Origin of the sequence: Methylorubrum thiocyanatum (assembly GCA_014138645.1) — a bacterium.
GTDB lineage: Bacteria > Pseudomonadota > Alphaproteobacteria > Rhizobiales > Beijerinckiaceae > Methylobacterium > Methylobacterium thiocyanatum.
On sequence record JACJIB010000001.1, the window covers coordinates 689,991 to 715,771 of the forward strand.

A 25,781-nucleotide genomic window follows, 5' to 3' on the forward strand; every position below is an offset into this window, starting at 1 on the left:
CTCGCCGTCAGGCGGCGCGCACATTCGCCAGGAAGCGGCCCACTTCGCTGTTGAGATGCTCGGACTGGCGCGACAGCGCGGAGGAGGCGGCGAGCACCTCGGCGGCGGTCGCCCCCGCCTCCTCGGCGGCCTGCGCCACGCCGGCGATGTTGCTCGTCACCTCTCCCGCGCCCAGGGCCGCCTGGGCGACGTTGCGCACGATTTCCTGCGTCGCCGCGCCCTGCTGCTCCACGGCTGCCGCGATCGAGGCCGCCACCGCGCTGATCTCCTCGATCCGTCCGGTGATGCTGCCGATGGCCGTGACGGCGTGACCCGTGGTTTCCTGGATGCGGCCGATCTGACTCGAGATCTCCTCGGTCGCGCGCGCCGTCTGGTTGGCGAGTTCCTTGACCTCGGCGGCCACCACCGCGAAGCCCCGACCGGCCTCGCCGGCGCGGGCCGCCTCGATCGTGGCGTTGAGCGCCAGCAGGTTGGTCTGGCCGGCAATGGTCGTGATCATGGTGACGACGTCGCCGATCTTGGAGACGGCTGCGCTCAGAGCCCGGACATGGGCCTCCGTCTGCGTTGCCTCTCCCACCGCGGCCTGGGCGAGGTTCGACGAGCCGCTGACCTGCCGGCTGATCTCCTGCACCGAGGCGCCGAGTTCCTCGGCCGCCGCCGCCACCGTGTTGACGTTGGTCGCGGCCTCCTCGGCGGCGCTGGCCACGCTGACCGACTGGCCGGCGGTGCGGGTCGCGGCACCGGTCATGCCATGGGCCGAGGCCTGCAACTGGGCCGCAGCGGATGAGACGAGGCTGACGACACCGCCGACCGCGCCCTCGAACCGGTCGGCCATCTCGCGCATCGCCGCCTTGCGCTGCGCCTCCGCACCGGCGCGGGCCGCTGCGCTCTCCTCTTCGAGGCTGCGCATGCGGATCAGTCCGTCCTTGAAGATCTGCACCGCGTCGGCGATCGTCCCGATCTCAGTGCGCCGGCCCTGGTGCGGGATCGTGACCGAGAGGTCGCCGGCGGCCAAGGCCTGCATCGGGCCGACGACGGAAGCGATGCCGCGCGTCACGCCGCGGGTGATCAGCACGGCGAGCAGAACAGCCAGGGCGAGCCCAAGGGCAAGGACGGCGAGGCCGATGGCACGCACCCGTTGGAACATGACCTCGCCCTCTGCCATCGCCCGGGCGGCGCCCTCGTTGTTGAAGGCGATCAGCTTCTCGAGGGCGTTCGACATCGCCCGGCGCGGGGCGAGACCCTTCGTTTCGTAGTAGGCGAAGGCCTCCGCTTTCCTTCCTTGGTGCGAAAGATCCATCACGATCCGCCGCTCCGCCTCGAAGGTGGCGGCTTCCCGCGTGTAGATTTCATAGAGTGCCCGCTCCTCGGCATTGGCGATGAGGGGTTCGTAGGCCGCTCGCTTGTCGGCGACCAGCTTGCCGAAACGCTCGAAATCCCGGTCCAACTGCGGGATCGTCTGCGGGTCGGCCGCCTGCGTGTGCCGCAGCATGACGCCGTTCATTCGCGCCGCCGCGGTGTCGATCTCGCCGAGCAGCCGGACGCTCGGGAGCCAGTTGCGCTCGATGTCGAGCGCCTGATCGCGCATCGTCTGGGTTCCGGCCAGACCGAGCACGCCCAGGCCGACGAGAAGAACAGTCAGCAGAGCGAATGAAGCGATCAGCTTGCTGCGGATGGGAAGATTCTGGAGCGACACGGACAACCCCGACAGGACGGCTCATCCCCGATCCCTCGGGAGAGTCGCGCAAATTTGCCTGTAAACACTTACCGGATCACAAATCGCTCATTAGATTCCGCCAGCGGCGCACGGATAAAAATCGAACGAACTGCGATGTTGGCGCGAAAACAGGAAAAGACGCAGGAAGGCCGCTCTCTTCCCGTGTCGAATCCAATGAGAGGCACGGGAAGGATGTCGCCTTCCATGCGGCGTGCGCGCGAAAGCAGAGCTGGCCGCCCGAAGCCCCTGCTGAGTCTTCCGGCGCCCCTCCGCTCGGGCTCGATTGCTTAGGGTGCCGCGCTCGACAGCTTGGCGACCCCGCCCGGGCGGCGCAGGACGGCGCTCACCGGCACGAGCCGGATGCCGCGCGCCTCCAAATCGCGCGACCAGCGCGACAGGCGGTCGATGCTGAGCGGCGAGGCGCTGGCGGAGGCGAGCACGAGGCCGTTGCGCCGGGCCAGCGTCTCGAGGCGTGCGAGTTCCGCGTCGATGGCGTCGGGCCGGGCGACGGCGTCGACGACGATGTCGGCGCGGGCGGTGGGCAGCTTGGTCTTCGCCGCGACGCCGGCGACCTGGGAAGCGGACGCCGCGCCGTCATCGACGAAGCCGAGCCCGCGGGCGGCCAGATCCTTCAGCACCGGCTCGAGGGCCGTGGGATCGCTCATCAGCTTGGCGCCCATGAAGTTCACGGCGCCGACGAAGCCGGGAAACCGACTCATCGCCCAGGCGGTCCGGTCGAGGTTCTCGCCGGGGCGGGAGGAGGCCAGCAGCGTCTGCGGTCCGGGATCGCTGTCGGGATAGTCGAACGGCTCCATCGGCAGCTGGAGCAGGACCTCGTGACCGGCCTCGCGGGCGCGGGCGGCGGTCTTCTCCAGGTCGCTGCCGTAGGGCGAGAGCGCGAGGCTCACCGCGGCCGGAAGCCGGGCGATGGCGCCGAGAGTGGCGTTCTCGCCGATCCCGAGACCGGAGACGAGGACGGCGATGCGCGGCCCGGTGCCGGGTTCGTCCGGCCGGGCGTAGACGTCGAGCGGCCGCAGCCGGCCCTCGCCGAGCCGGGGCAGGGGGCCGTGGCGCCCGCGCTCGGTCAGGCGCGGGTCGGGCGCGGGCGCGAGCTTCACCTGGGCGGCGTTCGGCACGCGGATGATGACCGGCGCGTCGGGCGCCGTGGATCCGTCGGGGCGGTAGACGCTGACGCCGGAGGCCTGCTCGACCTCGCCCGCGGATTGAACCGGGCCCTTCGGGGCCGGCGGTGCGGCTTCGGCGACGCGCGGCGCGGGGGTCTCGCGGATCTCGATGGTCGCGCTGGCGCGCGGTTCGCCGCCGCGGGGATCGCCGGTGAGCGCGATGCCTCCGGCGAGGAGCACGAGCGTCAGGGCTGCGGCGGCGGCCGCCACGCCCGCCGAGGGGCGCAGAGCCGGGCGCGGCCGGGCCGCCGTCGCCGCAACCCCGAGGGGCTTCGTCAGGATGTCGTCGGCCGCGTCGCTCACCCGCCGTCCCGCCCTGTTGGCGCATGTTCGGACGACCGGGCACAGCCTTCAACGTGAAACGGCCCGCAACCCCGGTCTGAACCGGTATTGCGGGCCGTCATGGTTAATCTTTCGCTAACTCGCGCGGCGGAGACCCACCGCGGAGGCCGCGATTAGTTCTGCGTGGCCGGCTTCGTCACGTTGGCCGCACCCTTCTGGATGCCGTGCAGGAAATCGACCGCGGCGATGAGCTGCTTGTCCTTGGCCGGATCCGGCGGGATGTAGGCCGAGGAACCGCCGCGCTCCTCGGTGTCCTTCTGCTTGAGGTGGCCCTTCAGGCCGGCCTCGCCCTTGGTCTCGTCCTTGCCCTTCAGATCGTCGGGCACCTCCTGCAGCACCTCCTGATCCGGCTCGATGCCCTTCGCCTGGATCGAGCGGCCGGACGGCGTGTAGTAGCGCGCGGTGGTCAGCCGCAGGGCGCCCTGGCCGCCGAGCGGGATGATCGACTGCACCGAGCCTTTGCCGAAGGAGCGCGTGCCCATGATGGTCGCGCGCTTGTGATCCTGCAGGGCGCCGGCCACGATCTCCGAGGCCGAGGCCGCGCCGCCGTTCACCAGCACGACGATCGGCTTGCCCTTGGCGAGATCCCCGGCCTTCGCCGAGAAGCGCTGCGTCTCGTCCGGGTTGCGGCCGCGGGTCGAGACGATCTCGCCGCGGTCGAGGAAGGCGTCGGAGACCATGACCGCCTGATCGAGCAGGCCGCCGGGATTGTTGCGCAGGTCGATCACGTAGCCCTTGATCTTGTCGCCGCCGATCTCGCTCTGCAGCTTGTCGATCGCGGTCTTCAGGCCGTCATAGGTCTGCTCGTTGAACTGGGTCAGGCGCACGTAGCCGACATCGCCGCTCTCGACCTTCGAGCGCACGGGACGGATCTTGATGATGTCGCGAGTCAGCGAGACGTCGATCGGATCCTTGGCCTCCTTGCGGGAGATCTTCAGCTTCACCGTGGAGTTCACGGGGCCGCGCATCTTGTCGACGGCCTGGTTCAGGGTCAGGCCCTGAACCTGATCCTCGTCGATCTGGGTGATGATGTCGTTGGCGAGCAGGCCGGCCTTCGAGGCGGGCGTGTCGTCGATCGGCGAGACGACCTTGATCAGGCCGTCCTCCATCGTGACCTCGATGCCGAGGCCGCCGAACTCGCCCTTCGTCGTCGTCTGCATGTCGCGGAAGGCCTTCGCGTCCATGTAGCTCGAATGCGGGTCGAGCGAGGTCAGCATGCCGTTGACCGCCGACTCGATCAGCTTCGATTCCTCGGGCTTCTCGACGTAGTCGGTGCGAACCTTCTCGAACACGTCGCCGAACAGGCTCAGCTGCCGGTAGGTTTCCGCCGAGGCCGCGATGGCGCTCGTGCCGGAGAGGAGCTGGGTCTGGGTCGACAGGGCCGAGGCGCCGATGCCGAGGGCCGCGCCGAGTAACACGAGGGACACTTTGCGCATTATCCGCGAACCTTCTCGCTGGAACTTCTCGCCCACCACGGCTCCGGATCGATGGAGCCGCCGTCTTTCCTGAACTCGACGTACAGGACGGGATCACTGCGATCATCGTCCTTCTGTGACGCAGCCTGCGTCACGTTCGACGGCGCGCTTGCCGGGGTGCCGCTGCCCTCGCCCATCACGGCCACCGGTTCGCCCGCCAGTACGAACTGGCCGACCTCGACGTTGATCTGATCCATCCCGGCGAGCAACAGATAGTAGCCGTCGCCCGCATTGATGATCAAGAGTCGGCCGTAGGAGCGGAACGGCCCGGCGAAGGACACCCAGCCGTCCGCAGGGGAGGACACGACCGCCTTCGGCCGCGCCCGCAGCGAGATGCCGCGGGTGGTCCCGCCCTGGCCGTCGGGCTGGTTGAAGCCGCGCAGCAGGGCGCCGCTCACCGGCCTGGGCAGATCGCCGCGGGCCTCGGCGAACTTCACCTTGGGCGCGAGCCGCGCCGGATCGCGGGCGCCGGCGGCCGCGAACTTCTCCTGGATCGCCCGCTGCTCGCGCTCGGCGGCGGCGCGGACGGCGTCGGCGGCCCGGCGGGCGCTCGACAATTCGCCCTCCATCCGGTCGACGAGATCCTTGAGGGATTTCGCCTGGGCTCCGAGTTCGGCGCTCTTCTGCCGCTCGGCGGTGAGGCTCGACTCGACCTCCGCCTGCCGGCTGCGGCGGGCGGCGATCAGCGCGTCGAGGCGCTGGCGCTCGGCCGCCCAGCCGGCGAGATCCTTCTTCAGCGCCTCGCGGTCGGCGGCGATGAGGCCGCGCACCCGGACCAGTTCCGTGAGATCGCCGGCCAGCGTGTCCGCCTCGCCGCGCAACTCCGGCACCACGGCGCCGAGCATCATCGAGGTGCGGATCGCCGCGAGCACGTCCTCGGGGCGCACCAGCACGGCGGGCGGCGGGCGACGGCCCATCCGCTGGAGCGCGGCCAGGATCTCGGCGATGACCGCACGGCGCGCCTCCAGCGACTTGCGGATCGCCGCGTCGCTGTCGGTGAGCGCGCGCAGGCGCTCCTCCAGCCGGTTCATCCGGTCCTCGGTCGCCTGGGCTTGGCGCCCGGCATCGAGCAGGGCGGCGCTGAGCTTGGTCCGGTCGGAGCCGATGGCGGCGATCTCGGTTTCGAGCGCCGTCCGGTTGCCGGTGCTGGCCGCCAGCGCCTCCTCGATCTGCCTGAGGTTCTGGGCGCGCCGGTCCCGCTCCTCCTGCGTGCGCCGCATCGTCTCCGGATCCGGCACCGTCTGCGCCAGCACGGGCAGCGCGAGGCCGCCCGCGAGGCAGGCGAGGGCCATCCGGAAGAGAGCAGGCCTCGGGGCGGCGGTCACACGTGGTCTCATGCCTCGGGATCGCCCCGATGATAGGGGTGTCCGGCCAGAATGGTCAGAGCCCGGTAGACCTGCTCGAGGGCGAGCACGCGCACCAGACCGTGCGGCAGTGTCGCCGCTCCGAAGGCGAGAATATGGTCGGCGCGCCCGCGCACGCTCTCGTGAAGGCCGTCGGCCCCGCCGATGACGAGGACGAGGCTGCCGCGCCCCGCATCGCGCCAGCCGCCGATCTTCTCCGCGATCCGCTCGCTCGGCCAGTCCGAGCGGCCGCGCTCGTCGCAGGCGATCACCGCCGCATCCGCCGGCACGAGGGCGAGGATCGCCGCCGCCTCCTCGGCGACCCGGTCGGCGGCGCGGCGGGCGCGGGATTCGGGGATCTCGGTGAGATCGCAGGCGGTGACGCCGAGACTTTTGCCGAGCGCGACCGCGCGCTCGCGGTAGCGGGCGGCGAGATCCCGCTCCGGCCCGTTCTTCAGGCGTCCGATGGCGACGACGAGCAGGCGCAAGGGGCGTGGACAGTTCCGGCGGACGATGTGTCCCGGCGCGATAGCATGATCGAGCCGGGGACAGGGAGCCGGCCGGCTCAAGAAAACGTCACCGGCAACGTGAGGCGACCGGTCGAGCACGCGATCCTCGCGGGGGTGGCGGCCCGGCGGCGGCGACCTACCTGCCGCCCGCAACCGACGACCTCTGTCCGGAGCCGGCCTTCCCGCGCCGCCACCGTCCGGGACCTCACGACAGGAATGCCGATGCACTCGCCCGCCAGCGCCGCGCCGCCGCGCCTCGACCGCAAGGCCGTGGGAGCCGTCGTGCTCGGCAACGCCCTGGAATTCTACGATTTCACGATCTACGCCTTCTTCGCCACGTCGATCGGCGCGACCTTCTTCCCCTCGGACAGCCCGACCGACAGCCTGCTCGCCTCGCTCGCCCTGTTCGGGATCGGCTACGTGATGCGCCCGGTGGGCGGGGTGCTGATCGGCGCCTTCGCCGACCGGGCCGGGCGCAAGCCGGCCATGCTCATCACCATCGCGCTGATGGCGGTGGGCATGCTGATGCTCGCGGCCTGCCCCGGCACGGCGGTGATCGGCGGCTGGGCCCAGGTGATCGTCATCGCCGGACGGCTGATCCAGGGGCTGGCGCTCGGCGGCGAGGTCGGGCCGTCCACCGCCTACCTGATCGAGGCGGCCCCGGCCCGCCACCGCGGCTTCGTCGCGAGCTGGCAGATCGCGAGCCAGGGCTGCGCCGCGCTGTTCGCCGGCCTCTTCGCCACCGTGCTGACGCTGATCCTGGGGGATGCGGCCATGGCCGATTGGGGCTGGCGCCTGATGTTCGGCCTCGGCCTCCTCGTCGTCCCGGTCGGGCTCGTGATCCGCAGCCACCTGCCGGAGACGGCCGGCGAGGGCCACGACCCCGCGGCCGCCGATTCGACGGCCGCGGTGCTGGGCCGGCTGCTGCGCCGGCACGGACGGATGCTCGGACTGACCTTCCTCGTCATCGCCGCCTCCACCGTCTCGAACGCGGTCGGCACCAACATGCCGGTCTATGCCGGTGCGACCCTCGGCCTCTCGGAGATGGCGGCCAACGCCGTGCCGATCGCGCTGGGGCTGGCCTCGGTGATCTTCCCGCTGCTCGGCGGCTGGCTCGCCGACCGGTTCGGGCGTCGGCCGGTGATGATTTGGCCGCGCGCGCTGATCCTCGTGCTCGCCGTGCCGGCCTTCCTGTGGATGCTGGGCAACCCGAGCGCATTCAGCGTCTACGCCGTGACCTTCCTGCTCTCGGCCCTGTCCTCGATCAACGCCGCGGCGGTCATCGTCGGCATCCCGGAGGCGTTGCCGCGGGCGGTGCGCAGCGCCGGGCTCTCCATCGTCTACGCCCTCTCGGTCTCGATCTTCGGCGGCAGCACCAACTACGTCGTGAACTGGCTCATCGCCGCCACCGGCGACCGGATGGCCCCGGCCTACTATCTCGCCGCCTTCAGCCTCGTCGGCACCGTCGCCGCGCTGCTGCTGCCGGAGACCCGAGGCCGGGACATCCATGTCGACACGGCAACGCGCGGCTGAGCCGTGCCGACGCCCCGCGTTCCGGACCGTCGCCGCTGGCCCCTCGAAGGCGACGCCCAATCGGGAGCGCAGGATCGGGGCGCGGCTCGAAATTCAGGATAAGGGTTTCAAGCCAAGTCGCCGCCGCGTGATGCGGGTGGGAATGGACAGCTTTCTTCGTCGATTGGGCATCGGCTAAGGGCAGCCCGCCCGAGGGCGCCGGTCTTGATGCAATGAATTCTTAGGAGATGTCGGACCAAGTACATCACTACGGGAGAGGTACACGCAAAGTGTGTCGGTGCCTCGGCGGCCTGTGCGGTAAAAGGCAATGCAATTGATCCGAGGCCGCCGGGAGCTGTTGAGTGGAATTCTATCGAAATACACCGATCCCGACGCTTGTACCTGCCAGCTTGTCGAGTTGCAGAAGCAAGTCCCGTCATTGTACGCGCTGCTCTCCGTCAACGCCTGCGCGCTCGCCCTCACCCATTACGCGCTCGCTCCGGCCTGGCTGACGGTCGCTTTGCCCGGCGGGATGATCGGTCTTTGCGCGTTGCGCGCGGTGCACTGGTGGCGCCTGCGTCCGGGGGACATCTCCGGACCCGAGGCCCTGAAGCGGCTGCGCGGCACGACCATCCTCACCGTTCTGTTCTCGGCCTTCTTCGTTGTTTGGGCGATGATGCTGAACGGATATGGCGGCCCGTTCGAGCAGGGGCACGTCGCGATCTTCGTCGCGATCACCGTCATCGCCTGCATCTTCTGCCTGACGCACCTGCCAGCGGCGGCCCTTCTGGTGACCGTCATCGTCATCGGCGGCTTCTCGGTCCACTGCTTCGCCACCGGAAACGACGTCTTCATCGCGATCGCGCTCAACACGGCCTTCGTCGCCGTGGTGATGGTGCGCATCCTCGTCAACAACTTCCTGGCCTTCCTCCAACTGATCGCGTCGAAGGCCGAGGCGCAGCGGCTCAGCGCGGAGAACGAGCGTCTGGCGCATACCGACAGCCTCACCGGGCTGCCCAACCGGCGCTATTTCTTCCAGCGGCTCGATGCGCTGATCGCCGCCGCGTCCGGCCGGCCCGCCGCCTTCGCCCTGGCGATCTTCGACCTCGACCGTTTCAAGCCGATCAACGACACCTTCGGCCACACCGCGGGGGACCGGGTGCTGGAGGAGACGGGGCGCCGGCTCGAAGCCTTTGCCGGCGGCGGCGTGACGATCGCGCGCCTGGGCGGTGACGAGTTCGGCGTGCTGATCCCCGCAATCGCCGGCCCGGACGCGGCGGTGGAGCTGTGCAACCGCATCTGCGCGGCGCTGCACGCGCCGATCGCGCTGGGCGAGACGCAGGTCGTGCCGGGCTGCTCCGGCGGTCTGGCGCTGTATCCCTGCGCCGGACGCGCCGCGGACGCGCTGTTCGACCGGGCCGACTACGCGCTCTACCATTCCAAGGAGCGCAAGCGCGGAACGACGACGCTGTTCTCGCAGGAACACGAGGACGCGATCCGGGCCGAGCGCGCGGTGGAGACGGCGCTGCAGAGCGCGGATCTCGCCGCCGAGATGGAGATGCACTACCAGCCGATCCTCGATACGGCGACGGACCGGATCACGACGGTCGAGGCACTGGCGCGCTGGACCAGCCCGAAGCTCGGGCGCGTGCCGCCCGACCGCTTCATCGCCGTGGCGGAGCGCTGCGGCATGATCCACTCGTTGACGCTCCTCCTCCTGCGCAAGGCGCTCGCCGACGCCGTCCGGCTCCCGGCCGGAGTCGGGTTGTCGTTCAACCTCTCCTCGCACGACCTCGCCTCGCCGGAGACCGTCCTCGCAATCCTCGCCGCCGTGCGGCAGAGCGGGCTCGATCCCCGGCGGATCACCCTCGAACTGACGGAGACGGCCTTGATGCGCGACTTCGAGGGGGCGCAGCAGGCGATCACGCTCCTGCGCGCGCTCGGCATCAAGATCGCGCTCGACGATTTCGGAACCGGCTATTCGAGCCTCAGCTATGTCCACCGCCTGCCGCTGGACCGGATCAAGATCGACCGCGGCTTCATGGCCGACGTCGAATCGGATCTCGGCCGCAGCGTCGTCATCACCATCCTCGGCCTGTGCCGGAATCTCGGGGTGGACGGCATCGCCGAGGGCATCGAGACGGCGGAGCAGTTGAGCGCCGTGCGCCGCCACGGCTGCCGCTACGTGCAGGGCTACCTGATCGGCATGCCGCGGCCGATGACGGAGCTGCTGGACGACCTCAGGATGACGGCCCCGGCCGAGCGCGTGTCCGCGCTGTCGGGGGAAGCGATCGCAGCCGTTTTGCGCCCGGCGGCATCCTGAGAAGGGAGGAGGCGCGGCCTGGGATGCAGGCGCCGCCTCGCGACCCTGCCGTCACCGGAGCCCGTCGGGCCGGTCCCCGGCGGCCCAGGCCAGCGCCTGTTCCAGGCGGTCGTTGCCCCAGAACAGCTCGCCGTCCTCGGTGAGGAAGCTCGGCGCACCGTAGATGCCGCGGGAGCGGGCCTCCTCGCCCGCGACCTTGAGGCGGCTCTTGTTCGCCTCGGAGGCGGCCGCCTTGAGGATCTGGGTGCCGTCGAGCCCGAGCCCGTCGAGGATGCGCCCCACCGCCGCCGGCTCGGCGATGGAGCCGCCCTTGGCGTAGCTCGTCTCGAACACCGCCTTGGAGAACGGCACCAGCCAGCCCTGGTCGATGCCGTAGGTCGCCACGCGGGCGGCGCTCAGGGAATTCTGCGGGAAGGGGTTCGGGCGCGTCACCGGCGGCAGCCCGAGCCGGGCGGCCTCGCGGTCGAGGTCGCGCCACATGTTGCGGCCCTTGGCCGGGAAGAGGTTGAAGGGCGAGTTGGTCCAGCCCTGCGTCGCGAAGATCGGCCCGAGCAGGAACGGCCGCCAGCGCAGTTCGACGCCGGCCGCCTCGGCCAGCCTCTCGATGCGCATGGCCGAGAGGTAGGAATAGGTTGAGGCGAACTCGTACCAGAATTCCAGGGTCGCGCGCCGCGCCATGAGTGGAGTCTCCGGTCGTCAGGTCCATTCTGCCGGACCCGCGTCGCGTCTGCGGGCGCTCCGAAGCAGGCCGGATCGGAAACGGAGCAACCGGCATGCCGCCCCGCCGGTTGCGCGCTGCGCGCCTCCGCTGTTAATCCGCCTGCACCCTGTTGCCCGAGCCCAACACCATGTCCGACGCCAGCCCGAACAAATCCGTCAAGAAGGTCGTTCTCGCCTATTCGGGCGGACTCGACACCTCGATCATCCTGAAGTGGCTTCAGACCACCTACGGCTGCGAGGTCGTGACCTTCACCGCCGATCTCGGCCAGGGCGAGGAGCTGGAGCCGGCGCGCCGCAAGGCGGAGCTGCTCGGCATCAAGCCGGAAAACATCTTTATCGAGGACCTGCGCGAGGAATTCGTCCGCGACTACGTCTTCCCGATGTTCCGCGCCAACGCCGTCTATGAGGGCGTCTATCTGCTGGGCACCTCGATCGCGCGGCCGCTCATCGCCAAGAAGCAGATCGAGATCGCCGAACGGGTCGGTGCCGACGCGGTCTGCCACGGCGCCACCGGCAAGGGCAACGATCAGGTCCGGTTCGAACTCGGCTACTACGCCCTCAAGCCCGACGTCACGGTGATCGCCCCCTGGCGCGAGTGGGACCTGCGCTCGCGCGAGCAGCTCATCGCCTTCGCCGAGCAGCACCAGATCCCGATCGCCAAGGACAAGCGCGGCGAGAGCCCGTTCTCGGTCGATGCCAACCTCCTGCACGCCTCGTCCGAGGGCAAGGTGCTGGAGGATCCCGCCGTCGAGGTGCCCGACTACGTCTATTCGCGCACGCTGTCCCCCGAGGAGGCGCCCGACCAGCCGACCGTGGTCACCATCGGCTTCGAGCGGGGCGATGCGGTCTCCATCGACGGCGAGCGCCTCTCGCCCGCGACCCTGCTGGCGAAGCTGAACGAACTCGGCCGCGCCAACGGCATCGGCCGGCTCGATCTCGTCGAGAACCGCTTCGTCGGCATGAAGAGCCGCGGCATGTACGAGACGCCCGGCGGCACCATCCTGCTGCCGGCCCATCGCGCCATCGAGTCGATCACCCTGGATCGGGGCGCGGCGCATCTCAAGGATCAGCTGATGCCGCAATATGCGGAGCTGATCTACAACGGCTTCTGGTTCTCGCCGGAGCGCGAGATGCTCCAGGCGCTGATCGACAAGAGCCAGGAGAAGGTGACCGGCGAGGTCCGGCTCAAGCTCTACAAGGGCGGCGTCCACGTCATCGGCCGCACGAGCCCGCACTCGCTCTACGATCAGGACCTCGTCACCTTCGAGGAGGGCGCCGTCGCCTACGACCACCGCGACGCGGCCGGCTTCATCAAGCTCAACGCCCTGCGTCTGCGGACGCTGGCGCAGCGCAAGAAGCGCGAGGGCTGAGACCCGCTTCGCGACGTCGGGAGAGGGGAATTCCGCTTCTCCCGGCAAACCGCAATCGGTTCTCCGCAACAGAGGCACGAGCGCTGCATCGGCCGAATGCGGCGCTCTCCTCCCCGTTGCGGGGAGGGGACGCGCCCGCTCCCTCGTCGCGTCGAAGGGTTTTACCCGGCTGCGACGTCGGAGTCCGAAGAACCGATGAGCGGCCCGGAGCGCGTTCGGCGGCCTCCGTAGCGGACGTGATCGAAGGTGTTCAGGCCGGCTCCCAGCCGACCGTGCCCTCGGGCTGCCGGAACGGCCCGGGACCGAGATCGCCGTAGCGCAGAAAAATCTGCATCGCCGGCTGCATCTCGCGGTGCAGGCGCTCCAGGCGGTTCTCCTGCTCGTCCGTCAGGATCGCGCGGTCGTCGGCGTCCTTCTCGGGCGGCTCGCCGAGATGGACCGCCATCTCCACGGTGTACCACGTCATGTCGCCGTAGGGCCGCTTCGGATCGACGCTCGGCACGTCGTATTCCTCGTCCCATTCGAGGCTGAGTTGCGACAGCAGCCGCAGGTGCTCGTCGGTCACCTCGAAGGTGATGTGCTCGGGCGTCTCGCCGGTGGCCTCGTCGCGGAACACGTCGAAGACGTCGGACGAATCGAGCTTGGCCAGCGGGTTGTGGTACTGGTAGCGGCCGGGCTTCAACACGGCGTTCTGCAGGAACACGGCGAGCGCGTCGCCCATCGCCCGGTGCTCCTCGTCGGCGCCCTCGTCATCGCCGGTGACGTTGAAGATGTCGCCGTCGCGGTCGGTGCTGCCGTAGGGGGCGTCCGGATGGATCATCGGCGCGCCGGCTTCCGCCCCGTTCCAGGCCACGACCATCCGCCGGATCAGCGCGATGCGCTCCAGCGTCAGGTCGAAGGTGTCCGTGTCGTTCATCTCGCCGGTCTGCCTCTCGCGCCCTGCGGGGCCGTCGGAGGCCCCGTCGCAACGCTCAGTGGCCCAGCGTCCGCGCGGGTGCAAGCCGTGCAGCGCGTCAGGCGGCCGGCTTCACGCTCTCACGGGCCAGCAGGGCATCGACCGCCTCGGGCAGGGCGTCGAAATGCTCGATGACCCAGTCGGGCGCCAGCTCGCGCATCGGCACGGGGGTATAGCCGAAGGTCACGCCGACGACCGGGATGCCGGCGGCCTTGGCCGCGGCGACGTCGGCCTTGGAATCGCCGACCATCACCGCGCGCATCGGATCGCCCCCGGCGCGCTCGATCGTCGCGGTGATGTGGCGCGGGTCCGGCTTCGAGAAGGCGAAGGTGTCCTTGCCGACGATCGTGCGGAAGCGACCGCCGATGCCGAGCGCATCGAGCAGCGCCACCGCGTGCGACTCGACCTTGTTGGTGCAGACCGCGAGGCGCAGGCCCGCTGCCTCCAGCCGGTCGAGCGCCGCGACCACGCCGGGGAAGAGGTAGGAATCGTCGGTGAGGTGGTCGCCGTAATAGTCGAGGAAGTCGTGGAACAGCGCCTCCAGCCGCTCCGGCGTCAGGCTCGCGCCGGCCACCGTGAAGCCGCGCTGGATCAGGGCGCGGGCGCCGGCACCCAGCAGGTCGCGGGCCTGTTCGAGGGGAAGCGGCGCGTGGCCCTCCCGGGCGAGGATGACGTTGAGGGTGCCGATCAGGTCGCCCGCGGTCTCGGCGAGGGTGCCGTCGAGATCGAACACGACGATCGGGGAGCTGTGCGCGTTCATCGGCGTCCCGGTGCGTTCCATTGTCAAGCTGGCTAGCGGTCGTCTCTCCTACGATCAACCCTAGCGGTTGATGGCCGGTTAGCGCGGGCCCTGGGTGTTGCCTCTCTGCCCAAGCTCCGCCACGGAGCGGGTGCTTGATCGCGCCGCCGCCGATTCGCCGCTCAAGGTCCGCCCTCGAGGCCCCGCAAGAGATACGATGTCCCGCTCCATGCGTTCCCATTCTCGTTCCCTTCCGCGCCTGTCCTGCGGCCTGCTCGCCGCCGCCCTGGCCGGTCTGCCGATGGCCGCCAGAGCCGCCGGACCCTACGAGTTCGTGGCCGCGCCCGCGGTCGATCTGAACCGGATCTACCGGATCGACCGCGCCAACGGCGAGGTCACCTCCTGCCAGTACGGCCTGCGCGACGACAGCGTCGGCGTCACCCTCTGCTTCGCCGCAGGCGAAGGCGCCGGCCCGCAGACGCCGGGGGAATACGGCCTGATCGCCTCGCGTCATGCCCGCGAGTCGGGAATCTACCGGGTCAACTACCGCACCGGCGAGACCAGCGCCTGCTACGTGCAGATCCGTCAGGAACTCGTGGTCTGCACCGAGCAGGCCGGCCCGCCGCCCGCCGGCACCGCGAGCGGGGCGGGCGCCGCCGCCACCGGTCCGGCCCCCGGCCGCGCCGGGCCGAGCGCCACCCCGCCGCAGGGCACGCGGCCCTGAGGCCGGAGCGTCCCCCAGCCCTGTGACGGACCGCCGTGCGGCGGCACCGGACTCACGTCGCATCCGGCTTTTGCGGCAATGGGGAGGCGTGCTAGGGCCTGCCTCCCCACTGCCCCGATCCGACGGTCCGAGTGCATCCGATGAATTCGATTCCCGAGGTCGTGTCGTGAGTGCGCCGGATCTGAAGCGGGCGGCGGCCGAGCGCGCGATCCCCCTGGTCGAGGACGGGATGCGCCTCGGCATCGGCACGGGCAGCACCGCAGCGGCCTTCATCGCCTTGCTGGGCGAGCGCGTGCGCGCGGGCCTCACCGTGACCGGCGTGCCGACCTCGGAGGCGACCCGAATCGCCTGCGAGCGCGAGGGCATCCCGCTGGCGACGCTGGAAGAGCTGCCCGAACTCGACCTCACCATCGATGGCGCCGACGAGGTCGACGGCAACTTGCGGCTCATCAAGGGCGGCGGCGCCGCGCTGCTTCGCGAGAAGATCGTCGCGGTGGCGAGCCGCCGCATGGTGGTGATCGCCGACGCCTCGAAGCGGGTCGAGACGCTCGGCGCCTTCCCGCTGCCGGTCGAGGTCAACCTGTTCGGCATCGGCGCCACCACCCGCGCCGTCGAGGCGGCGGTGGCGGCGGCCGGCTGCACCGGCGAGATCGTGCGCCGGCTCGACAAGGCGGGCCAGCCCGTCCTCACCGATGGGGGCCACGCCCTCCTCGACCTGCGGCTCGGCCGCATCCCCGATCCGGAGGCGCTGTCCGCCCGGCTCTGGGCGGTGCCCGGCGTGGTCGAGCACGGCCTGTTCCTCGGCATCGCCGACGCGGCCATCCTGGCCGCTGCCGAGGGCGATCAGGCCGTGGTCAGCGTTCTCGGCCGCCTCTGACCGTCCGGTCGCGGCCTTATCCTTTCCGGAGCTTCTCCCAGCATGGTCCTCCGTCTCGCCGCCCTGGCCGGCCCCTTCCTCGCGGCCCTGCTGTCGCAGGCCGTTCTCGTGCCGGCGGCGCTCGCGCAGCAGCCGAGCGCCAAGCCCCCGGCCGCCTCCGCCAAGCCGACGGCGAAGCCCGGTGCGGTCCCGCCGCCCGCGCCCGCCCCGGAGCCCGACGTCAGCCCCTCCCATCTCGCGCTCGCTCGCGAGGTGATGCTGAGTTCCGGCATCGCCCGCTCCTTCGACTCGATCATCCCGACCATGGCCGAGCAGATCCGCAAGAACGCGGTGACCCGCCCCGACCTCGCCAAGGATCTCGACGAGGTGCTGAAGGGGCTCGACCCGGAGATGGAGCTGCAGAAGCAGCGGCTGATCACCATCGCCGCGCGCATCTACGCCAAGCGCCTGAACGAGGCCGAGCTGAAGGACATCGTCGCCTTCTTCCGCTCGCCCGCGGGCAAGCGCTACGTCGAGACCCAGCCCCAGATCCTCGATGACATGGTCGGCGCCATGCAGGACTGGACCCAGGAGGTCTCGGAATACATCATGGTCCGCACCCGCGCCGAGATGGGCAAGCGCGGCCACCAGCTCCAGTGATCGCCGGCCCCGCCGCGGCGCCGCGCCTCTACGACGCGGGTGCCGTCGCGCTGGCGCTCGTGGCGCCGGCGATGGCGCTGGCCAACCGGTCGAGCCCGCTCGTTATCGGCATCGCGGCGCTGCTGTTCCTCGCCGGCGCCGTCGCCGAGCAGGGCGGGCGGGCGGCCTCCCTCCTGATCGGCCCACTGCGCGCCCCCCTCGGCCTCGCCGCGCTCGCCTTCCTCGGCTGGTGCCTCGTCTCGCTGGCCTGGAGCCCGTTTCCCGCCCTCTGGGGTCGGGTGCTGTCGGAATTTCTGCCGACGCTCGTCGCCGCGGCGATCCTCGCCCGGCTCGCGCCGGGCCGGCTGCCATCCTGGGCGCCGCCGCTCGGGGCGGGTCTGCTCGCCGCCGCCTGCCTCTATATGGCGGGAAGCCTCGCCCTCGGCCTCGCGCCGCAGGCCTGGCTCGGGCAGCGCGTGGCCCTGTTCATGTTCAACCGCCCGCTGCTGACGGTGCTGCTGCTCGCCGGGCCGCTCGCCGCCTTCCTCGCCTTGCGCGGCCGGCGCCTCGCAGCCTTGCTCCTGCTCGCGCTCGCTGCCCTGGCGATCCTGCGCTCGATCAGCGGCGCGGCCACCCTCGGCCTGCTCGCGGGCGGTGTGATGTTCGGGATCGGGCGCTTCGCCCCCAGGGCCGCCGCCCTGGCGCTGGCGGCGCTGATTCTCGGCCTCGCCTTCGCCCTGGCTCCGGTCGAGGGCGACCTCCTGCACCGGCTGATGCCGGAGGCGGCGCATGAGCGGCTGACGCAATCCTCGTCGCGGGCGCGGGTCGCCATCGCCCAGAGCTTCGGCGCGGCGGTGGCGCAGGCGCCCTGGATCGGCTCCGGCTACGGCATGGGCCTGCGCTTCGCCGAAGTGCCGGCGGCGCAGGCGCTTGAACCGGAGATGCGGGCGATGCTGGCGGTGGGCCATCCGCACAACACCTTTCTCCAGATCTGGTCCGAACTCGGCGTCGTCGGCGCGGGGCTCGCGGCTCTGGTCGCCTTCCTGGCCCTGCGGGCGGCGGCGGCGCTGCCGCGGCTCCTGTTCGCCACCGCCCTCGGGCTGACCGGCGCGGCGGTGGCGGTGATGTTCGTCGAGCACGGCGCGTGGCAGGGATGGTGGACGGCGGGCTGCGGGGCGGCCATCACATGGCTGCGGGCGGCGGCGTGCGCGCGGCCCGCAGGCGAGAGCGTGGGCGAACGCGTATGAGCGAGACCGAGATGAGCCACTCCTTCGACGTCGACCTGTTCGTGATCGGCGGCGGTTCGGGGGGCGTGCGGGCGGCCCGCATCGCCGCCGGCCACGGCGCGAAAGTGATGCTGGCGGAGGAGTACCGCGTCGGCGGCACCTGCGTGATCCGCGGCTGCGTGCCGAAGAAGCTGATGGTCTATGCCAGCCGCTTCACCGACGAGTTCGAGGACGCCGCCGGCTTCGGCTGGCACCTGGAGACGCCGCGCTTCGACTGGGCGGTCCTCAAGCGCTCGCGCGACGCGGAGGTCGCCCGATTGGAGGCCATCTACGGCCGCAACCTCGCGGGGGCCGGCGTCGAGGTCGTGGCCGACCGCGCGGTGATCGAGGACCCGCACACGGTGCGCCTCGTGAAGGCGGACCGCACCGTCCGCGCCCGCTTCATCCTGATCGCCACCGGCGCGACGCCGGTGCGCGAGCCGCTGATCCCCGGCGCCGACCTCGCCATCGACTCGAACGGCGTGTTCGAGCTGGAGCGCCAGCCCGAGCGCATCCTCGTGGTCGGCGGCGGCTACATCGCCGTGGAATTCGCCGGCGTCTTCGCCGGCCTCGGCTCGAAGACCACGCTGCTCCACCGCGGCAAGAGCCTGCTGCGCGGCTTCGATCCCGAGATCGCGGATGCGCTCGGCGAGGCCTATGCCAAGCGCATGGACCTGCGTCTGGAGCGCACCGTCGAACGCCTTGAGCGCGACGGTTCGGCGATCCGCGCCACCCTGAACGGGGGCGAGAGCCTGACCGTCGATTGCGTGCTGGTGGCGACCGGCCGGCGCCCCAACGTCGCCGGGCTCGGGCTGGAGCGGGTCGGCATCGCGTTGGACGCGCGCGGCGCGATCCCCGTCGAGGCCGATTCGCGCACCAAGGTGCCCTCGATCTACGCGGTCGGCGACGTGAACGGCCGCGCGGCGCTCACCCCCGTCGCGATCCGCGAGGGGCACGCCTTTGCCGACACGGTGTTCGGCCGCAAGCCCTGGTGCGTTGATCACCGCCTGATCGCCACGGCCGTGTTCTCGACGCCGGAGATCGGCGTGATCGGCCACAACGAGGACGTGGCCCGCCGCTGCTACGACGCGATCGACGTCTACAAGGCGAGCTTCCGCCCGATGAAGGCGACGCTCTCGGGCCGCGACGAGCGGGTGATCATGAAGGTGCTGGTGGACCGCGCCAGCGACCGGGTGGTCGGCGTCCACGTGATGGGGCCGGATGCCGGCGAGATCATCCAGGCGGTCGGCATCGCCGTCACCATGGGCGCGACCAAGGCCGATTTCGACCGCACCATCGCCGTGCACCCGACCCTCGGCGAGGAACTGGTCACGATGCGCACGCCGTTCGTGGTGAAGCATCCCGTCGGCGTGGGGTAGGGCAGGGGGGCTGCGTCGGGGGAGCGGCTCGAGGCCGGCTCCCCGCAACAGACCCGTATCCGTCGCGTCGGAAGACCCGCCGGATCGGGACGAGGGCAGAGCGGCGGAAGCCGAGCGCCCAGGGGGCACCCCCGATCCGATCGGATCGGGTGATGTCCCCCAGGGGCGGCCCCGACATCCTCAGTTCGTGCTTCGCGTCTCCTGCGACGCGTTGGCCTTGTGCGAGGCCGTCTTCGCGTCGGTGGCGTGGGCGGCCGCCTTCTGCGGGACGCCGACCGCGTCGATCACGTCGAAGCGCATCCGGTCCTCGGCCTTCTTCAGGACGGCGTTCGCCTCGTAGTACTTGCCTTGGTCGATCAGGGTCGCGGCCTGATCCACGTCCGCCGTCGTCTTGTTCAGCGGCAGCACCGCCATGACGAAGTTGACGTCGACGTCGGCGAGCTTGAGCTTTTCCAGGGCGGCCTTCTTGTCCCCCTTCATCAGGCTCTTGTTCGCCTCCGTCACGGCCGAGGCCTTCGCCGGGGTCGCCTGGAAGTCCTCACCGAGCGTCAGCTGCGCATCGACGGGAAGCCACGCGGTCTGCTCCGCTGCGGAGGACGCCTTGTCCGAAGACCCCTTGTCGGCCGAAGCCGCGGTCGCGTGGCCGGCCTTGGCCATGTCGGCCGGGGACTTGAGGTCGGCCTCCGCCTTGTTGAACACCGCGTCGTCCGTCTTGGCCTTCGACAAGGCCGCCTTGGCCCTGCCGATGAAGTCCTTCGCCTGGTTCGGGGCGGCATCGTAGATGGCGACCCGGGCGAGATGCAGGTCGCGGAAGGCCTGGGCGCCGTCCTTCGACAGCTTGCCGACATCCTTGTCGACGGCCTGCTGCGCCGCCGCTTCCTGCGTGACGGCCGGCTTGGTGGCCTGATCGGCGGCGAAGGCTGCACCGCTCAGGACAGTCGTCGCCACGAGGGCGGTTGCAAGTGATTTCCGGTAGTTCATGGCGTGTCCAATCTACACTTGTCTTGCTTGGCAATGTCAGTATCGAGCAAAGCCGCTCGACCTCTGTACAAGTCGCGCCATGGTGTGGAGTTGCGTCATTGCCGTATTAAAAAAAATTAATCTGATTTCACCTGCGGCGACCGCTTGGTGGGCCGCGTCCACGGGCGTGTGCGCCGGTTCGAGCGGAGACGGTTCGCCCTGTCGGCAGGCCCGGGGCACGATCGGCGATGGGCGATCAGGGCGACGTTCAGCCCGGCCGGTACGGCACCTGCGCCGTGGCCTTCGTGATCCGAACCGCCGATGTCCGATGTCGCGGAGGAGGTCGCGGACGCCGCGACGCTCGGAGCCCGCTATTCGGCCGCCGGCAGGCTCAACGAAAGCAGCCGCGCGGTGCGGGACCGGCTGCCGTTGCTCGGATCGGCGCCGGGCTCGAAGGCGCGACGTCCATCGTCGAGGGCGCCGTTCACCGCGTCGATGGCGAGGATCAGCGCGCTGATCATCCGCGAATCGATGCTCCGCTCGCGGGCTTGGCGCACCACGTCCGAGATCAGCGCGTCGGTCTCGCGCGTCAGCGCGTCGAGGGCGGCGGCCGATTGCGCCTCGCGGGCTTCGGCCAGGATGTCGAGCAGGCGGTCGAGGATGACGTCGATGCGCTCGCGCCGCTTGCGGGCGAGCCGCTGGCCGAGCCACGCCACGCCCGAGCCGAGCGTGCCGCCGAAGAAGGCGAACAGGTAGATCCAGTCCTCGTAGCGGTCGAGGAAGGTCTGCTGCTCGCGCTCGAAATAGTCCACCGCGCCGGGGTGATTGGGCAGCTGCGCGCTCGTGGCGGTGACGGTGGTGTCGTAGTCCGGCGGCTTCATCTGCTGGGCGATCGGGGCGGAGGCGGCGAGCCGCGAGCGCCACTCGAACAGGTGCTGCACCACCGAGGCGACGGCGACGCGGCTCACCGCGCCGCGGGCCATCAGCCGGTATGACACGCCGACCGTCTCGACATCCTCCTCCGGGCGCTTGGGCCGTCCGCCGAAGGTGCCCGCCGACAGGGTGACCGGCTGGAGCGCGGGCACGCGCTGCACGATCGCCTTGCCGTCCGGCACGCTGACCAACGTGACCTTGCGCTCCGGCGAGGCCGCCTCGACCGCCCGCAGCATGGCCTGCGCCGGCTTGGCCGTGGGGGAGGCGATGATCGCCACCGCATCGACCCGTTTCGATTCCAGCGCCTGGGTGATGTCGTTCGCCTTGATCGGCACGAGGCCGATGCGGCCGGCCGCCAGCGGATCGCTGCCGAGCACCTCGTCCTCCAAAGCCGCCTTGAAGTCGTAGAAGTCGAGCAGGCTCGTCAGCACCGGCAGGTCGGCCTCGTGGCGCGTGACGACGCCGAGGCGCCGGGTCGAGAGATCCGAGAAGCTCTCGATCTCGTTGGCCTCGGGCGCGGCGATGATCAGCGCCTCGTCGTGCAGGATGGCGAGCGTCAGGCCGTTATCCGGCAGCTTCACGTCGGGCCGCACCACGGCGAGGTCGGCCCGGCCCTGCTCCAGCGCGGCGGCGCTGTCGCGCACGTCGCCGAAGGGCAGCACCTGAAGCCGCACATCTTCGTGATTGCGGTTCAGCGCCCGGGCATAGGTCTCGATCAGACCCGCCTCGACACCGTCGCGCGGTCCCACCGCCACGGTGAGCAGCGTGGGCCGGGAAAAATAGACGACGAGGCCCGCCACGGCCGCGAACCCGAGGGCCAGCAGCACGTAGAGCCATTCGCGCCTCATGAGCGTGGCCGCCATGCGGCGGCGTAGCCCTCGAAATCGCGTGCGATCCATCCGAGATTCATGAATCGAAAACCTGTCCGGATCGTGAAGAACGGATGATCACGCGAACCGTTTCAACCCGACGCGAAGCAAGGCCCGAGCCGCCGGTCACCGCCGCGTGGCTGGAACGGGTGGCGACGCACTATCTCGACCGCTACGGCGCCTCCTCCGAGATGCTGCGCCGGGTGCTCCTGCGCCGGGTCGAGCGGCGCTGCCGCTCCCGCGACGAGGATCCGGGCGCGCAGGCCGGGCTGATCGACGAGACGGTGGCCCGGGCGCAGCGCGCCGGACTGGTGGACGACGCGCGCTTCGCCGCCGCGCGCCTGCGGGGCCTGAGGCGGCGCGGCACCTCGACCCGGCAGGCCCAGGCCCGGCTCGCCGCCAAGGGCATCGACGCGGAGACCATCGCCGCGACCCTCGCCGAGGAGCGGGAGGGGGCGGAAGGAGCCGAGGCGGGCGAGCCCGACACCGAGGAGCGGGCGGCCCGCGCCTATGCCCGCCGCCGCCGCCTCGGCCCCTATCGCCGGCCGGGTACCCGTGAGGCCAACCGCGAGCGCGACCTCGCCGCCATGGCGCGGGCGGGCTTTTCCTACGGACTTGCCAAGAGCGTGATCGGCGGCGAGGCGGAGGAGGACGACCCCTCCTTCGGGGAAGAGTGAGGGCGTCCCCCTCGACATGCCCGCCCACCGCTCCACGTCGGAGGCCATGCGGAGCACTTCCGCTCACGACGACGAGGACGACAGCATGACCGACCGCCACGCGAGCGCCCACTGGGAAGGCGACGGCAAGACCGGCAAGGGCAAGATCACGACGCAGTCCGGCGTGCTCTCGGACAATCCCTACGGCTTCAACACCCGCTTCGAGAACGAGCCGGGCACCAACCCGGAGGAGCTGATCGCCGCCGCGCATGCCGGCTGCTTCACCATGGCGCTGGCCTTCCAGCTCCAGTCCGCCGGGCTGAAGGCGACCTCCCTCGACACCAAGGCGGTCGTCACGCTGGTCCAGGATGGCGACGGCTTCAAGGTCACCAAGTCGGCCCTCACCCTCAAGGCGGTGATCCCCGGCATCGACCCGGCGAAGTTCGACGAGCTCGCCGGCAATGCCGAGAAGGGCTGCCCGATCTCGAAGCTCCTCAACGCCGAGATCACCCTCGACAAGACGCTCAGCCCGGGCTGAGGCCTGCCGCGCCCTCCCGTGCCACGGCGGGAGGGCGCTTTTTACGGTGCGCAGGCCAACGCGCCGCATTGATCCGGCGGCCGGTCTGTTCATCTTCCGTTCGATGGACGAAAAGCTCGCGCGCAAACTGCGCATCCTCGCGGATGCCGCCAAATACGACGCCTCCTGCGCGTCCTCCGGCGCGCCCAAGCGCAAGGCCGGCGCGGACGGGCTCGGCTCGACCACGGGCGCCGGCATCTGCCACGCCTACACGCCGGACGGGCGCTGCGTCTCGCTGCTCAAGATCCTGCTGACCAATTACTGCCTGTTCGACTGCGCCTATTGCGTGAACCGGCGCTCCTCGAACGTCGCCCGCGCGCGCTTCTCGGTCGAGGAGGTCGTGACGCTCACGGTCGAGTTCTACAAGCGCAACTACATCGAGGGGCTGTTCCTGTCGTCGGGCATCATCCGCTCGCCCGACTACACGATGGAGATGCTGACCCGCGTCGCCAAGAAGCTGCGGCGCGATCACGGCTTCCGCGGCTACATCCACCTGAAGTCGATCCCCGAGGCGAGCCCATGGCTGATCGAGGAGGCGGGGCTCTACGCCGACCGGCTCTCGATCAACCTCGAACTGCCGACGGAGGCGAGCCTCAACCGTCTCGCGCCGGAGAAGGACGGCGCGGCGATCGAGGGGGCGATGGGCCAGATCGGCGAGCGCATCGTCCAAGCCAAGGAGGAACGCCGGCGCTTCTCGCCGGCCGGGCAATCGACGCAGGTGATCGTCGGCGCGGACGCCACCACCGACGAGGCGATGATCCGCAAATCGGCGCTGCTCTACGGCACCTACGGGCTCAAGCGCGTCTACTACTCGGCCTTCAGCCCGATCCCCGACGCCTCCTCCGCCCTGCCGCCCCAGGCGCCGCCGCTCCGGCGCGAGCACCGGCTGTATCAGGCGGACTGGCTGATCCGGTATTACGAGTTCTCACCCGACGATGTCGCGGGCGCGGCCGATGATGGAATGCTCGCCCTCGACATCGACCCGAAGCTCGCCTGGGCGCTGAAGAACCGCCACCGTTTCCCCGTGGACGTGAACCGCGCCGACCGGGAGATGCTGCTGCGGGTGCCGGGGCTGGGGGCGCGGGCGGTCGATGCCATCATCAAGGCCCGCCGCCACGGGCGCCTGCGCCTCGACGACGTGGCCCGGCTGACCTCGGGGCTGAAGCGCGCCCGGCCGTTCCTGATCGCCGAGGATTTCAGGCCGACGACGCTGACCGACCGGCTCGATCTGCGGGTGAAGCTCGCCGAGCCGGCCGAGCAGTTGAGCCTGTTCTGATGCGTGGGTCCCTTGAAAACCCTCCCCCCGCCGAGGGGAGAGGGCATCTTGGCGGCGGCATCCACGTCGTCGGCCTCGCCCCCGGCGCGGATCTGGCCGGCTTTCGCGCCGCGGCCCGCCGCCTGATCGCGGCGGACGTCGCTCCGGAGAACATCGTCTGGCAGACCGAGGCCCCCAGCCTGTTCGGCGCCGACAGTGCCGCCGCGGACGGCCCGCCGCTCCGGCTCCCCCGGGCGGTCACCGAGTTGATCCCGATGGTGGTGCCCCACCGCGACCCCGAGCGCTACGGCCTGCTCTACGCACTGCTCTGGCGCGTGGTTCACGGCGAGCGGGCGCTGATGGAGGTGGCGAGCGATCCCCTCGTCCATCGTCTCCACCGCATGCGGAAGGCGATTGCCCGCGACCTGCACAAGATGCACGCCTTCCTGCGCTTCCGCCGGGTGCCGGGGGAGGGGCGGGAGCGCTTCGCGGCGTGGTTCGAGCCCGACCATCACATCCTGGAGGCGGCGGCCCCCTTCTTCGTCGACCGCTTCCGCGCGCTGACATGGTCGATCCTGACGCCGGAAGGCTCGGCGCATTGGGATGGCACGCTCCGCTACGGCCCGCCCGGACGGCGCGAGGACGTGCCCGACGGCGACGGCTTCGAGGCCGGCTGGCGCGACTACTACGAGAGCACCTTCAACCCGGCGCGGCTCAACCTCGACGCCATGCGCGCCGAGATGCCCCGCAAGTACTGGCGGAACATGCCGGAAACGGCGGCGATTCCCGCCCTGGTGCGGGCCGCGAGCGCCCGCGCGCAGGCGATGATCGAGAAGGAGCCGACCATGCCGGCCAAACGCGACCCCGTCCGCGCCGTCGCGAAGATGAGCCAGGACGAGCCGGAGACGCTGGACGCGCTGAACGCGATCATCGCCCGCTCCGAGCCGCTGGTGCCCGGCGCGACGCAGGCCGTGCTCGGCGAGGGGCCGGTCGGTGCGCGGATCGCCTTCGTCGGCGAGCAGCCGGGCGATCAGGAGGACCGCCAGGGCCGGCCCTTCGTCGGGCCGGCGGGCCAGCTTCTTTCCCGGGCGCTGGAGGAAGCGGGGATCGACCGGCGCGAGGCCTACCTTACGAATGCGGTCAAGCACTTCAAGTTCACGCTGCGGGGCAAGCGCCGCATCCACGAGAAGCCGACCGCGGGCGAGGTGAGCCATTACCGCTGGTGGCTCGACCGCGAACTCGACTTCGTCGCGCCCAAGCTCGTCGTGGCGCTCGGCGCGACGGCGGTGCTGGCGCTCACCGGCAAGCAGATCCCGATCACCCGTGCCCGCGGCCCCGCCGATTTCGGCCGGCCCTTCGAAGGGTTCATCACGGTCCACCCCTCCTACCTGCTGCGCCTGCCCGACGAGGCGGCGAAGGCGGCGGCCTATCAGGCCTTCGTCGAGGATCTGCGGCGGGCGCAGGCGCTCGCAGCGTGAA

Annotated in this window: 22 protein-coding genes; 12 read left to right on the top strand and 10 right to left on the bottom strand. The window is 70.7% G+C overall.

The genetic code is table 11. The annotated features are described in order from the left end of the window. Positions 1 to 7: 7 nt before the first annotated feature. From HNR51_RS03240 to rlmH, 5 genes are all read right to left on the bottom strand, one after another. The gene (locus tag HNR51_RS03240; RefSeq protein WP_182553941.1) at positions 8 to 1,696 is read right to left on the bottom strand and encodes a methyl-accepting chemotaxis protein; all 1,689 of its coding nucleotides are present in this window, start codon (positions 1,694 to 1,696) and stop codon (positions 8 to 10) included. Positions 1,697 to 2,004: 308 nt separating this feature from the next. Then, positions 2,005 to 3,204, bottom strand: a complete 1,200-nt coding sequence (locus HNR51_RS03245; RefSeq protein ID WP_182553942.1) for a divergent polysaccharide deacetylase family protein — start codon at positions 3,202 to 3,204, stop codon at positions 2,005 to 2,007. A gap of 152 nt (positions 3,205 to 3,356) precedes the next feature. Further along, on the bottom strand, positions 3,357 to 4,679 hold the full coding sequence (locus tag HNR51_RS03250; RefSeq protein ID WP_012454140.1) for a S41 family peptidase: 1,323 nt from the start codon (positions 4,677 to 4,679) through the stop codon (positions 3,357 to 3,359). Continuing rightward, on the bottom strand, positions 4,679 to 6,055 hold the full coding sequence (locus tag HNR51_RS03255) for a murein hydrolase activator EnvC family protein (protein ID WP_182553943.1): 1,377 nt from the start codon (positions 6,053 to 6,055) through the stop codon (positions 4,679 to 4,681). The genes HNR51_RS03250 and HNR51_RS03255 overlap by 1 nt, the downstream gene beginning before the upstream one ends. Further along, on the bottom strand, positions 6,052 to 6,549 hold the full coding sequence (gene rlmH, locus HNR51_RS03260) for a 23S rRNA (pseudouridine(1915)-N(3))-methyltransferase RlmH (RefSeq protein WP_012454142.1): 498 nt from the start codon (positions 6,547 to 6,549) through the stop codon (positions 6,052 to 6,054). Before rlmH ends, HNR51_RS03255 begins: the two co-directional genes overlap by 4 nt. 243 nt (positions 6,550 to 6,792) lie before the next feature. Between rlmH and HNR51_RS03265 the strand changes: the two genes are divergently transcribed. Both HNR51_RS03265 and HNR51_RS03270 read left to right on the top strand, forming a co-directional pair. Continuing rightward, positions 6,793 to 8,103 carry an MFS transporter gene (locus tag HNR51_RS03265; protein ID WP_182553944.1) on the top strand — a complete coding sequence of 437 codons (1,311 nt, stop codon included), beginning with the start codon at positions 6,793 to 6,795 and terminating at the stop codon, positions 8,101 to 8,103. Positions 8,104 to 8,410: 307 nt separating this feature from the next. Further along, positions 8,411 to 10,405 carry a putative bifunctional diguanylate cyclase/phosphodiesterase gene (locus HNR51_RS03270; RefSeq protein WP_182553945.1) on the top strand — a complete coding sequence of 665 codons (1,995 nt, stop codon included), beginning with the start codon at positions 8,411 to 8,413 and terminating at the stop codon, positions 10,403 to 10,405. Between the two features lie 51 nt (positions 10,406 to 10,456). Here HNR51_RS03270 and HNR51_RS03275 read toward each other — a convergent pair whose 3' ends face one another. Next, on the bottom strand, positions 10,457 to 11,083 hold the full coding sequence (locus tag HNR51_RS03275; protein WP_182553946.1) for a 2-hydroxychromene-2-carboxylate isomerase: 627 nt from the start codon (positions 11,081 to 11,083) through the stop codon (positions 10,457 to 10,459). A 170-nt stretch (positions 11,084 to 11,253) separates the two neighbouring features. Between HNR51_RS03275 and HNR51_RS03280 the strand changes: the two genes are divergently transcribed. Next, the gene (locus HNR51_RS03280; protein ID WP_141951370.1) at positions 11,254 to 12,495 is read left to right on the top strand and encodes an argininosuccinate synthase; all 1,242 of its coding nucleotides are present in this window, start codon (positions 11,254 to 11,256) and stop codon (positions 12,493 to 12,495) included. Positions 12,496 to 12,745: 250 nt separating this feature from the next. Here HNR51_RS03280 and HNR51_RS03285 read toward each other — a convergent pair whose 3' ends face one another. Together HNR51_RS03285 and gph are read right to left on the bottom strand one after the other, a co-directional pair. Continuing rightward, complete coding sequence (locus HNR51_RS03285; protein ID WP_182553947.1) at positions 12,746 to 13,411, bottom strand: hypothetical protein; 666 nt, start codon at positions 13,409 to 13,411, stop codon at positions 12,746 to 12,748. Between the two features lie 97 nt (positions 13,412 to 13,508). After that, positions 13,509 to 14,210 (bottom strand): phosphoglycolate phosphatase, encoded by a 702-nt coding sequence (gene gph / locus HNR51_RS03290; protein ID WP_182553948.1) that lies wholly within the window; start codon positions 14,208 to 14,210, stop codon positions 13,509 to 13,511. Between the two features lie 196 nt (positions 14,211 to 14,406). Between gph and HNR51_RS03295 the strand changes: the two genes are divergently transcribed. The 5 genes from HNR51_RS03295 to gorA all read left to right on the top strand — a co-directional run bounded on the left by HNR51_RS03295 (position 14,407) and on the right by gorA (position 19,052). Then, positions 14,407 to 14,913 carry a hypothetical protein gene (locus HNR51_RS03295; RefSeq protein ID WP_182553949.1) on the top strand — a complete coding sequence of 169 codons (507 nt, stop codon included), beginning with the start codon at positions 14,407 to 14,409 and terminating at the stop codon, positions 14,911 to 14,913. A 166-nt stretch (positions 14,914 to 15,079) separates the two neighbouring features. After that, the gene (gene rpiA / locus HNR51_RS03300; protein ID WP_141951374.1) at positions 15,080 to 15,790 is read left to right on the top strand and encodes a ribose-5-phosphate isomerase RpiA; all 711 of its coding nucleotides are present in this window, start codon (positions 15,080 to 15,082) and stop codon (positions 15,788 to 15,790) included. 42 nt (positions 15,791 to 15,832) lie between these two features. Beyond that, entirely contained in the window at positions 15,833 to 16,429 is a 597-nt protein-coding gene (locus tag HNR51_RS03305; protein ID WP_141951375.1) for a DUF2059 domain-containing protein, read from the top strand. 71 nt (positions 16,430 to 16,500) lie between these two features. Beyond that, positions 16,501 to 17,655: an O-antigen ligase family protein gene (locus HNR51_RS03310; protein ID WP_210279842.1), complete on the top strand. Its 1,155-nt coding sequence runs from the start codon at positions 16,501 to 16,503 to the stop codon at positions 17,653 to 17,655. Beyond that, on the top strand, positions 17,652 to 19,052 hold the full coding sequence (gorA, locus tag HNR51_RS03315) for a glutathione-disulfide reductase (protein WP_012454153.1): 1,401 nt from the start codon (positions 17,652 to 17,654) through the stop codon (positions 19,050 to 19,052). The genes HNR51_RS03310 and gorA overlap by 4 nt, the downstream gene beginning before the upstream one ends. Positions 19,053 to 19,232: 180 nt before the next feature. Here the strand turns inward: gorA and HNR51_RS03320 are convergent, their stop codons facing one another. Further along, positions 19,233 to 20,033 (bottom strand): YfdX family protein, encoded by an 801-nt coding sequence (locus tag HNR51_RS03320; RefSeq protein ID WP_182553951.1) that lies wholly within the window; start codon positions 20,031 to 20,033, stop codon positions 19,233 to 19,235. Positions 20,034 to 20,383: 350 nt separating this feature from the next. Continuing rightward, on the bottom strand, positions 20,384 to 21,793 hold the full coding sequence (locus HNR51_RS03325; RefSeq protein WP_182554022.1) for a TAXI family TRAP transporter solute-binding subunit: 1,410 nt from the start codon (positions 21,791 to 21,793) through the stop codon (positions 20,384 to 20,386). Positions 21,794 to 21,888: 95 nt separating this feature from the next. Between HNR51_RS03325 and HNR51_RS03330 the strand changes: the two genes are divergently transcribed. The 4 genes from HNR51_RS03330 (at position 21,889) to HNR51_RS03345 (ending at position 25,780) form a co-directional block, all read left to right on the top strand. Then, on the top strand, positions 21,889 to 22,491 hold the full coding sequence (locus tag HNR51_RS03330) for a RecX family transcriptional regulator (RefSeq protein ID WP_239681405.1): 603 nt from the start codon (positions 21,889 to 21,891) through the stop codon (positions 22,489 to 22,491). 85 nt (positions 22,492 to 22,576) lie between these two features. Beyond that, entirely contained in the window at positions 22,577 to 23,008 is a 432-nt protein-coding gene (locus tag HNR51_RS03335) for an OsmC family protein (protein WP_141954826.1), read from the top strand. A gap of 103 nt (positions 23,009 to 23,111) precedes the next feature. Continuing rightward, positions 23,112 to 24,323: a putative DNA modification/repair radical SAM protein gene (locus HNR51_RS03340; protein ID WP_012454158.1), complete on the top strand. Its 1,212-nt coding sequence runs from the start codon at positions 23,112 to 23,114 to the stop codon at positions 24,321 to 24,323. Continuing rightward, positions 24,323 to 25,780, top strand: coding sequence for a UdgX family uracil-DNA binding protein (locus HNR51_RS03345; RefSeq protein WP_182553952.1), 1,458 nt, complete (start codon positions 24,323 to 24,325; stop codon positions 25,778 to 25,780). The genes HNR51_RS03340 and HNR51_RS03345 overlap by 1 nt, the downstream gene beginning before the upstream one ends. Position 25,781: the final 1 nt, after the last annotated feature.